Source organism: Fictibacillus sp. B-59209 (assembly GCF_036216745.1).
Classification (GTDB): Bacteria; Bacillota; Bacilli; order Bacillales; family Fictibacillaceae; genus Fictibacillus_C; species Fictibacillus_C marinisediminis.
Map to the genome: position 1 here is coordinate 1 of NZ_JARMMC010000024.1, position 3,101 is coordinate 3,101.

Annotated in this window: 1 rRNA gene; it reads left to right on the top strand. The window is 52.7% G+C overall.

Going from position 1 to position 3,101, the window contains the following annotated elements:
• Window positions 1-86: 86 nt before the first annotated feature.
• Window positions 87-3,024, top strand: a 23S ribosomal RNA gene (locus P4361_RS19555).
• Window positions 3,025-3,101 lie beyond the last annotated feature (77 nt).

Here is a 3,101-nt window from a genome sequence, read left to right on the forward strand (position 1 = left end):
ACAAAGCCAACTAATTCATTAGTTGTGCGCTGATTTAGTAACAATTAAGACGATTCAGCAGCAAAAGCTGATCAATCGTCGATAAAGGTTAAGCTAGAAAGGGCGCACGGTGGATGCCTTGGCACTAGGAGCCGAAGAAGGACGGGACGAACACCGATATGCCTCGGGGAGCTGTAAGTAAGCATTGATCCGGGGATTTCCGAATGGGGGAACCCACCATCCGTAATGGGATGGTATCCATATCTGAATACATAGGATATGAGAAGGCAGACCCGGGGAACTGAAACATCTAAGTACCCGGAGGAAGAGAAAGCAAATGCGATTTCCTGAGTAGCGGCGAGCGAAACGGAATCAGCCCAAACCAGAGGGCTTGCCCTCTGGGGTTGTAGGACACTCAACATGGAGTTACAAAGGAACGGGGTAGATGAAGCGGTCTGGAAAGGCCAGCCAAAGAAGGTAACAGCCCTGTAGTTGAAACTTCGTTCCCTCCTGAGTGGATCCTGAGTACGGCGGGACACGTGAAACCCCGTCGGAATCCGGGAGGACCATCTCCCAAGGCTAAATACTCCCTAGTGACCGATAGTGAACCAGTACCGTGAGGGAAAGGTGAAAAGCACCCCGGAAGGGGAGTGAAAGAGATCCTGAAACCGTGTGCCTACAAGTAGTTGGAGCCCATTAACGGGTGACAGCGTGCCTTTTGTAGAATGAACCGGCGAGTTACGATAACGTGCAAGGTTAAGCTGATAAGGCGGAGCCGCAGCGAAAGCGAGTCTGAATAGGGCGCCATAGTACGTTGTCGTAGACCCGAAACCGTGTGATCTACCCATGTCCAGGGTGAAGTTCAGGTAACACTGAATGGAGGCCCGAACCCACGCACGTTGAAAAGTGCGGGGATGAGGTGTGGGTAGGGGTGAAATGCCAATCGAACACGGAGATAGCTGGTTCTCCCCGAAATAGCTTTAGGGCTAGCCTCGCGGCTAGAGTCCTGGAGGTAGAGCACTGATTGGACTAGGGGCCCCCACAGGGTTACCGAATTCAGTCAAACTCCGAATGCCAGAGACTTATCCGCGGGAGTCAGACTGCGAGTGATAAGATCCGTAGTCAAGAGGGAAACAGCCCAGACCATCAGCTAAGGTCCCAAAGTATACGTTAAGTGGGAAAGGATGTGGAGTTGCCCAGACAACCAGGATGTTGGCTTAGAAGCAGCCACCATTTAAAGAGTGCGTAATAGCTCACTGGTCGAGTGACTCTGCGCCGAAAATGTACCGGGGCTAAACGTATCACCGAAGCTATGGATTGTACCGTAAGGTACAGTGGTAGGGGAGCGTTCGAAGTGCGGTGAAGTCAGACCGGAAGGACTGGTGGAGCGCTTTGAAGTGAGAATGCCGGTATGAGTAGCGAAAGACAAGTGAGAATCTTGTCCATCGAAAGCCTAAGGTTTCCTGAGGAAGGCTCGTCCGCTCAGGGTTAGTCGGGACCTAAGCCGAGGCCGAAAGGCGTAGGCGATGGCCAACAGGTTGAAATTCCTGTACCACCTCCTTTCCGTTTGAACGACGGGGGGACGCAGGAAGGTAGGGAGAGCGCGCGATTGGAAATGCGCGTCTAAGCAGTTAGGCTGATTGTGAGGCAAATCCCGCAATCGTGAAGGCTGAGCTGTGACGGCGAGGGAAATTACAGTACCGAAGTCCCTGATCCTACACTGCCAAGAAAAGCCTCTAGTGAGGAAAGAGGTGCCCGTACCGCAAACCGACACAGGTAGGCGAGGAGAGAATCCTAAGATGATCGGGAGAACTCTCGTTAAGGAACTCGGCAAAATGACCCCGTAACTTCGGGAGAAGGGGTGCTCTGATAGGGTTAACGCCCGAGAGAGCCGCAGTGAATAGATCCAAGCGACTGTTTAGCAAAAACACAGGTCTCTGCGAAGCCGCAAGGCGAAGTATAGGGGCTGACACCTGCCCGGTGCTGGAAGGTTAAGAGGAGGGGTTATCCCTTACGGGAGAAGCTCTGAATTGAAGCCCCAGTAAACGGCGGCCGTAACTATAACGGTCCTAAGGTAGCGAAATTCCTTGTCGGGTAAGTTCCGACCCGCACGAAAGGTGTAACGACTTGGATACTGTCTCAACGAGAGACCCGGTGAAATTATAGTACCTGTGAAGATGCAGGTTACCCGCGACAGGACGGAAAGACCCCATGGAGCTTTACTGCAGCTTGATATTGGATTTTGGTACAGTTTGTACAGGATAGGTAGGAGCCTGAGAAGTCGGAGCGCCAGCTTCGATGGAGGCGTCGGTGGGATACTACCCTGACTGTATTGAAATTCTAACCTGGAACCGTGATCCGGTTCGGAGACAGTGTCAGGTGGGCAGTTTGACTGGGGCGGTCGCCTCCTAAATTGTAACGGAGGCGCCCAAAGGTTCCCTCAGAATGGTTGGAAATCATTCGCAGAGTGTAAAGGCACAAGGGAGCTTGACTGCGAGACCTACAAGTCGAGCAGGGACGAAAGTCGGGCTTAGTGATCCGGTGGTTCCGCATGGAAGGGCCATCGCTCAACGGATAAAAGCTACCCTGGGGATAACAGGCTTATCTCCCCCAAGAGTCCACATCGACGGGGAGGTTTGGCACCTCGATGTCGGCTCATCGCATCCTGGGGCTGAAGTAGGTCCCAAGGGTTGGGCTGTTCGCCCATTAAAGCGGTACGCGAGCTGGGTTCAGAACGTCGTGAGACAGTTCGGTCCCTATCCGTCGCGGGCGCAGGAAATTTGAGAGGAGCTGTCCTTAGTACGAGAGGACCGGGATGGACACACCGCTGGTGTACCAGTTGTTCCGCCAGGGGCATAGCTGGGTAGCTACGTGTGGACGGGATAAGTGCTGAAAGCATCTAAGCATGAAGCCCCCCTCAAGATGAGATTTCCCATCACGTCAAGTGAGTAAGACCCCTTAGAGATGATGAGGTTGATAGGTCTGGTGTGGAAGCGTGGTGACACGTGGAGCTGACAGATACTAATCGGTCGAGGGCTTATCCTTAAAATAATCAGAAGTTTGGATGAAGAAGTTATCTAGTTTTGAGGGAATATACCTCAAAATATGTCTGGTGGCGATAG